We start from the raw sequence: 6,799 nt of genomic DNA, 5'->3' as shown, positions 1-6,799 counted from the left end.
CCCACTCATCCATCTCCTCCGTAACGCTGTGGACCATGGTATTGAGTCCCGTGAAGAGCGGATCAATTGTGGAAAATCACCCCGAGGGAGGGTCGTTTTAAAAGCGTATCAGGAGGAGAATTCTGTAGTCATCATGGTTCAGGATGATGGACGTGGTCTGGATACCGGCAAAATCAGGAGTAAGGCGTTGCGGCTCGGAATCGCTTCACAAGAAGAGCTTGACAAGATGAGCGATCGTGAGGTTATGGAATTCATCTTTTATCCGGGTTTTTCGACCAATGACGAGGTTACCAGTGTTTCAGGGCGTGGAGTAGGGATGGATATTGTCCGGAGAAATATGGAGAAAATCAACGGACAAGTGAGTATAGAAAGTGAAGAAGGGAAAGGAACCACATTTTATTTGCGGCTTCCACTCACTCTGGCCATCATTCGGGCACTTCTTGTCAAAGTCGATGGAGGAATCTATTCCATCCCTCTGGCTGATGTGGTGGAAATTGAAAAGGTGAAAAAAGAAGATACCCACTGGGTGAATAAAACCCTGACGGCGCTTTTTCGAGGTCGAGTGCTCACCATGCTGCGTCTAAAGGACCTTTTACAGTCTAGAAAGGCTGAATACTTTGAAGGAGAAACGATACCAGAGATTCTATATACGGTGGTGGTTAATGCAGCCAGAACCATGGCGGGATTGGTGGTGGATGAGATTATTGGGGAACAAGAAATTGTCATTAAATCGCTGGGTTCCTATATCGGTGATGTGCGTGGTTTAAGTGGGGCAACCATTTTAGGAGATGGAAGGGTCTCGCTGATTGTAGATGTACCGAGTTTGCTCTGGAAAAATTTTCAGATGGGAGGTTAAGGAGCTATGCCTGGGCGAATTATGATTGTTGATGACGCCGCTTTTATGCGCATGATGCTGAAAGACATCCTGGTAAAAAATGGATACGAGGTGGTGGCTGAGGCCAGTAATGGCAAGGAGGCCATTTTAAAATATGAGGAGGCAAAGCCGGACCTGGTGACTATGGATATTACCATGCCGGAGATGGATGGGATTGCAGCCGTGAAAGAGATCCGTAAAAAAGACCCGCAGGCTCGTATCATTATGTGCAGCGCCATGGGTCAGCAGGCGATGGTTGTCGATGCAATTCAGGCAGGAGCTCGTGATTTTGTGGTAAAGCCTTTTAAGCCGGATAGAGTGATCGAAGCGATCAAGAAGGTTCTGGGCAACTGAGAAAGGAATGGAAGAGGATTGGGGCAATCTCAGGTTTTTTTTAAGAATTATTCGGCGCCAATGGAGGTTGCTCTTTGTGGCTCTCTGGCAAGTCGAAGAAAAGCGGCTTTTCTACAATGGGATTTCTTTCTATAAGTCGATGCTACTCAAGTGTTTAGAAAAAAACCATCCTGAAAGTGTTCGAGGGTACCTTTTTTCTCGAAACGGGAGGGAAATTGTGCTCCGCACGATGGATATAGCCAAGAACAGTTTCTTCCTCTGGGGAGATTCACCCGAAGAACCCTCTTTGACCTCCCGCCAGCTTGCTCGGATCAAGCGAGGAATCTTACATTGTTTGCAAGTTTCTCCTTTATTTGCTTCTTTTGTGGTGCAATTTCCTTTGGGGTTGATCATTGCTTCCTTAGACGAGGGAAAAATTCTCGATTGGAATCATCGTCTGGAAGTGATCACCGGCTGCTCGAAGAAAGAGGTTCAGGGGAAAACGTTGGCTGAAGTGTTCTTCTTTTCTCCGGAAGAGACTGAAGAGATAAGTCAAAATTTGCTCTTTGGAGAAACGCTATTCCTGCGGAATATCAAAATTACGAACCGCTTTTCGGAGGAGCGCCTACTCAACTTTCATTTCTTTCCCTGGAAAGTGGATACGGTGATTTCAATGGTTGCAATTGTAGAAGACGTTACTGAAAGAGCGCGTTGGGGAGAAAGTGTGCGGCAAATGGAGAAACTTTCCAGCATCGGTCGTTTTATTTCCAGTGTAGCCCACGAAATTAATAACCCCTTGGCTGTAATTTATGGTTATGCTCAGATGCTTTTACCCCGTCTGGAAAAGGGGACCTCTGATTGCGAAACCTGTAAGATTACCAAAAGGGTACTGGAAAAGATTGAGAAGGAAGCGGAACACTGTGGGACACTCATCAAGTACCTGGTTGATTTTTCCCGTCCCATGGTTTTGCAAAAAGAACGGGTTAACCTGAACGAACTTTTAACAGAAAGCCTTGCTTTAGTGGATTTCTATGTAGACGAGAAGAGAAAAATAGAGTTATCTCTTGCCAGGGATTTGCCTCCGGTTTTGGTGGATAGCACTCGTATCAAACAGGTATTTATCAATCTGGCTAAAAACGCTTTTGATGCCATGGAAGAGAAAGGCGGTGTTCTATCGATTACGACCCAGTTTCGGTTGCTTACCCCGAGGCTCCCTTTTTTGGGAGATACAAAAGGGGGAAGGGAACAATTACCCTTTATCGAAGTGGTATTTTCTGATACCGGAAAAGGGATTCCTAAAGAAAAGCTCGGTCGTATTTTTGAGCCGTTCTTTACCACGAAGTCACAGGGTGCCGGGTTAGGTCTTTCTATCTGTTATGGTATTGTGCGGGCCCATCGAGGATTTATGGAAGTTGATTCTGTTGAAGGGAGGGGGACGCAATTTCGGGTGTTTATTCCTGTGGAGGGTGGTGGTGATGTTCAAACCCCGGCTTGATTTGCGTCTCGCCCAGCACCAGAAGATGGTCCCCAAGATGATGGTAGCCAGTGAACTCATGGTGATGAATGTAGTACAACTGGAGGCAAAGCTCAGCCAACTTGTAGAAGAAAACCCTCTTCTTGACTCACAGGAAGATATAGTCTGTTACGGTTGCGGAATAACACTCTCCGGATATCCTGAATTCTGTCCTTCCTGTGGACGCCTGCTTTATGTGAAAGAACGGAAAGAAATTCCTTGGGAGGAGTTCTCATTTGTGGAAACGAAGAGGGGTTGGAAAGACATTTTGCAAGAAGAAGTGGAAACCTTTGTGGAACTGACACCCGGCGAGAGAGAAATTTTCTATACACTTCTTGCTTCTCTTGATGATTCGGGATTTTTGAGAATGGATGTAGCTCGGGCAGCCTTTGCGCTCAAGAGGGGCGAAGAAGAAGTATGGCGCGTTATCGAGAAAGTAAGAGAAGCAGGTTTCCTCGGTTTTGCTTCCTCTGATGCTCTGGAATTTATCTTTCTGCAGATGCAGAAGTTGGGATTGCTGGAAGGTAAAGATTTGAAAACTCTACGCCGTGAAGCGCTTCAGAATCCAGATGTCCTTAAAAAACTGGTTACCCCACATCTTGGGAAGATTTTTCTGTCTCCAGCACAGTTTTTTGAGACTTCCTTAGGGAGAGAACGAGAAGACCTTCAAGGAAGCGAAGAACTGGTGGTGCCGGATGCTGAAATTGTGGAAGTGACAGAGGGTGAATTTGAAGTTATTCTGAATACCCCTCCTTCTCTTCGGTTGAGCATCAACGAGAAACTTGTAGGATTCAGTAAGAGAAAGGATACCATGTCTGCAAAGGATCTGGCTTTTTGGCAGGAAAAACTCCAAGAGGCCAGAGAAATTGTGTCCTGTCTTTCTTATCGTCATCGATTGCTTCTTCAAGTTCTGGAATGCATTGTGGAACAGGAAAAAAAGTTTCTTGTTCATGGTTTTCCATATTTTGTGCCTCTCCGCCAGCGGGATATTGCTCAGACTGTCGGGGTGAGTGTGAGCGCTGTCTGCCAGATTCTGAAAAATAAATACCTGCGGTTTCCAGACGGTGTGGTACGGCATGTAAAGTTCTTTTTCGACGCTTCGTATCCGATTAAAGAGATGATCCGAATTATTTTGAAGGAGGAAAACCCTCTGTATCCTTTTTCTGACGAAGAGATCGTGGCCGAACTGGAAAAAAGGGGATTTTCCATCGCTCGCCGAACGTGTGCTCTCTATCGAGAAGAAATGGGAATTCTTCCTTCCTACTTACGTAAGAGAGTTTCTTCAAGATAATTTTCCTCTCCATTCTGCTTTTTTTTGGCAAATTATTTTATCCTCCGTATGTTGAAATTCGCTTTGGGAGGATGGACGATGCAGGATGTTACCTTGCGGATTTTAGAACGGGGATTGAGTCTTGCTATGGCGCGACAAAAGTTACTGGTTGAAAATGTGGCTAATGTGGAAACACCAGGATACCAGCGGAAAGACCTGGATTTTGAATCAGTGTTGCAAGGGGAATATCAGAAAGTCGATAAACGAGCTATGAAGCTTCAGCGAACCAATGTTTCGCATTTGGAAGGAATTGAGGAAAAAGAACCAAAACTCGTGGGACAGGAGGAAAACGTTGTTGTACGCCAGGATGGAGGGGGAGTAGACGTAGAGAAAGAGATGACCACGGTTTTGCAGAACGCCCTCTATTACCAGGCACTTGCCAGGATGGTTTCTGGGAAATTGGACAATTTGCGTATTGCAATCAGGGAGGTGAAATAATGAGGATTTTTCGGAATTTCGACATCAGCGCTTCTGGGCTGACAGCAGAGCGATTACGAATGAGCGTAATTGCTGCAAATATCGCCAACGCCGAGACTACTCGGACTCCTTCTGGTGAGCCTTACCGGAGAAAAGAGGTCGTTTTTGAACCCCTTTTAGATGGGGGTGTCAAGGTTACCGCTATTACTGAGGATCAGACTACACCGACTCGCCGGGTATATGAACCTGGTCATCCTGATGCCGATGGCGAGGGATGGGTGGAGTATCCGAATGTGGTGCTGGTCAACGAAATGGTTGACCTTCTGGCTGCAACCCGCGCTTATGAAGCGAACGTCGCTGCCATTAATGCCACAAAGAGCATGACCAACAGTGCTCTGAATATTGGCCGGTAGGGGGTGACGGAGGGTGAAAGTTGAACGGATAGGCATGAACCTTGCACAGGAAATAAGCATTCCAAAAAATAGAGTTGAAGACGAATCGAAGGGGTTCGGAAAACTGCTCTTTGACGCCCTCACCGAGGTGAATACCCTCCAGCTTGAAGCTGATAATGCCATTCAGGGTGTCGTTCTGGGCCAGGAAGAAGACCTTCATCGAGCGATTATCGCTATGGAAAAAGCGAATTTGGCTCTTGGTTTGACGGTCCAGGTGCGTAACAAGGTTATTGAAGCGTATCAAGAAATCATGCGTATGCAGTTGTGATGACCATGAAAAGTCCGCTTAGTGATTTTACCGGACGACTTCAAAATATGTGGGGGGGGATGAGCCAGGGGCAGAAGATGCTTTTCATCCTCCTCACCACGGTTCTGGTGGCTGGAATTGGAACTATCTTTCTTTATTCGGGAAGACCAGACTACGCTCCGGTTTTTTCAAGTTCTGATCCGGCAGAAAGTGGAAAGGTGGTTGATAGTCTTAAAGAGTTGGGAATTCCCTATCGCCTTTCCCAGGGAGGGACTCGGGTCGAAGTGCCCCAAGACCGGGTATATGAGGCCAGAATGCAATTAGCTCAAAAAGGGCTTCCTTCTAAGGGCACTGGTTTTGAGCTTCTGGACAAAAATAGCTTTGGTTTAACCAGTTTTCTTCAGAAGGTGAATTACCAGCGAGCTTTGCAAGGAGAAATCGAACGAACCATTGTGCAACTTGAGGGAGTGGAAGGAGCACGGGTGCACCTGGTTATGCCCGAAGAGAAGCTCTTTTCTGAGGAGGCGAAAGAACCCACTGCTTCGGTAGTGGTGCGGTTGCGACCGGGGATAACCTTGCGAGACATTCAAATTCAGGCGATCGCAAACCTTGTGGCGAATAGTGTCGAAGGACTCTCGCCAGAACGGGTTACTATTTTGGATGACCGGGGAAACATTCTGGCCAGCGGTACAGGTAGCGCTTCCGATTTGGTAAGTGTTACCAATCTTACTGCAACACAGTTGCAGATGAAGCGAGAAATCGAAGAAACTTTGACTCGGCAGGTTCAATCGATGCTGGAGGGAGTTTTAGGGTATCGCCAGGCAGTAGTTAGGGTTAGTGCAGATCTCGATTTTGAACGAAGAGAAGGGGAAAAAGAAATCTACGAGCCAGTGACTGGAGGAGAAGGAATCGTACGCAGCACCCAAGAAGTAGAGGAAAAGTATCAGGGTGGTGTACTCCCAGCGGGGGGTAAACCTGGGGTGGCGTCGAATATCCCCGTCTATGGTGAGGAAAATAGGTCGAAACAGGAAAATAATTATAATCGCCGAGAATTCACTGCGAACTACGAAATGAACCGGATTTCGGAACGTTTTGCTTCCTTTCCGGGAAAGATCAAAAAACTCTCTGTAGCGGTCCTTGTTGATAGTAGTCTTCCTCAGGAAGCAGTGGAGAAAGTGAGAAAAGTGGTTCAGGCTGCTGCGGGGATTGACCTGGGACGGGGAGATATCGTTATGGTCGAAACACTTCCTTTCAACCGTAGCATGGAAGAGGAAGAAGCTAAAGTTCTTGCTTCTCAAAAGTTTATGAATCTCCTAGAACTTCTGGTGAAATATGGAATTATTGCCTTTCTCGTGCTTCTTTTTTACTCTTTAGGCAAGAGGATTCTGGTTACTGCAGTAACTCCGGAACAGGTCACAGCCGAGGTTTACGAGGAACGAGAAAAAGAAGAGGCATACATGGAAGAAATCGAGTCTGTAACCCCTTCTCTGGCTCGCCCCGTGGAACTTTCACCGGAGGAAAGGATGAAACTAGAGTTGCAGCGGAAGATGGAGGAAGAAATTAAAAGGCTGGTTGAAACCAATCCCGAAGATGCTGCCAAACTTGTGCGAAGCTGGCTGAGTGAGGATTAAAG

8 protein-coding genes are annotated in these 6,799 nt (G+C 46.5%); all 8 read left to right on the top strand.

Going from position 1 to position 6,799, the window contains the following annotated elements; genetic code table 11:
* Positions 1 to 856 (top strand): chemotaxis protein CheW (locus ABDK92_07115; GenBank protein MEN3186391.1); only part of this gene is annotated, 856 nt, incomplete at its 5' end.
* A gap of 6 nt (positions 857 to 862) precedes the next feature.
* Positions 863 to 1,228: a response regulator gene (locus ABDK92_07110; GenBank protein MEN3186390.1), complete on the top strand. Its 366-nt coding sequence runs from the start codon at positions 863 to 865 to the stop codon at positions 1,226 to 1,228.
* Between the two features lie 76 nt (positions 1,229 to 1,304).
* A complete protein-coding gene (locus tag ABDK92_07105) occupies positions 1,305 to 2,702 on the top strand; it encodes an ATP-binding protein (protein ID MEN3186389.1) in 1,398 nt (465 codons plus the stop codon).
* Positions 2,683 to 4,011 (top strand): hypothetical protein, encoded by a 1,329-nt coding sequence (locus ABDK92_07100; protein ID MEN3186388.1) that lies wholly within the window; start codon positions 2,683 to 2,685, stop codon positions 4,009 to 4,011. The genes ABDK92_07105 and ABDK92_07100 overlap by 20 nt, the downstream gene beginning before the upstream one ends.
* Before the next feature lie 78 nt (positions 4,012 to 4,089).
* Complete coding sequence (gene flgB, locus ABDK92_07095; GenBank protein ID MEN3186387.1) at positions 4,090 to 4,488, top strand: flagellar basal body rod protein FlgB; 399 nt, start codon at positions 4,090 to 4,092, stop codon at positions 4,486 to 4,488.
* Positions 4,488 to 4,880: a flagellar basal body rod protein FlgC gene (gene flgC / locus ABDK92_07090; protein MEN3186386.1), complete on the top strand. Its 393-nt coding sequence runs from the start codon at positions 4,488 to 4,490 to the stop codon at positions 4,878 to 4,880. The genes flgB and flgC overlap by 1 nt, the downstream gene beginning before the upstream one ends.
* A gap of 13 nt (positions 4,881 to 4,893) precedes the next feature.
* On the top strand, positions 4,894 to 5,187 hold the full coding sequence (fliE, locus tag ABDK92_07085) for a flagellar hook-basal body complex protein FliE (GenBank protein ID MEN3186385.1): 294 nt from the start codon (positions 4,894 to 4,896) through the stop codon (positions 5,185 to 5,187).
* 5 nt (positions 5,188 to 5,192) lie between these two features.
* Positions 5,193 to 6,797 carry a flagellar basal-body MS-ring/collar protein FliF gene (gene fliF, locus ABDK92_07080; protein ID MEN3186384.1) on the top strand — a complete coding sequence of 535 codons (1,605 nt, stop codon included), beginning with the start codon at positions 5,193 to 5,195 and terminating at the stop codon, positions 6,795 to 6,797.
* Positions 6,798 to 6,799 lie beyond the last annotated feature (2 nt).

Source organism: Atribacterota bacterium (genome assembly GCA_039638595.1).
Lineage (GTDB): Bacteria > Atribacterota > Atribacteria > Atribacterales > Caldatribacteriaceae > Profundicultor > Profundicultor thermophilus.
The sequence above is the reverse complement of the archived record's forward strand: the minus strand, read 5'-3'. Positions and strand labels throughout refer to the sequence as shown.

Excerpts from the sequence above, each read along its gene's own strand:
- ABDK92_07110 (MEN3186390.1), top strand. The coding sequence starts at position 863 with ATGCCTGGGCGAATTATGATTGTTGATGACGCCGCTTTTATGCGCATG.
- ABDK92_07100 (MEN3186388.1), top strand. The coding sequence starts at position 2,683 with ATGTTCAAACCCCGGCTTGATTTGCGTCTCGCCCAGCACCAGAAGATG.
- flgB (MEN3186387.1), top strand. The coding sequence starts at position 4,090 with ATGCAGGATGTTACCTTGCGGATTTTAGAACGGGGATTGAGTCTTGCT.
- flgC (MEN3186386.1), top strand. The coding sequence starts at position 4,488 with ATGAGGATTTTTCGGAATTTCGACATCAGCGCTTCTGGGCTGACAGCA.
- fliF (MEN3186384.1), top strand. The coding sequence starts at position 5,193 with ATGAAAAGTCCGCTTAGTGATTTTACCGGACGACTTCAAAATATGTGG.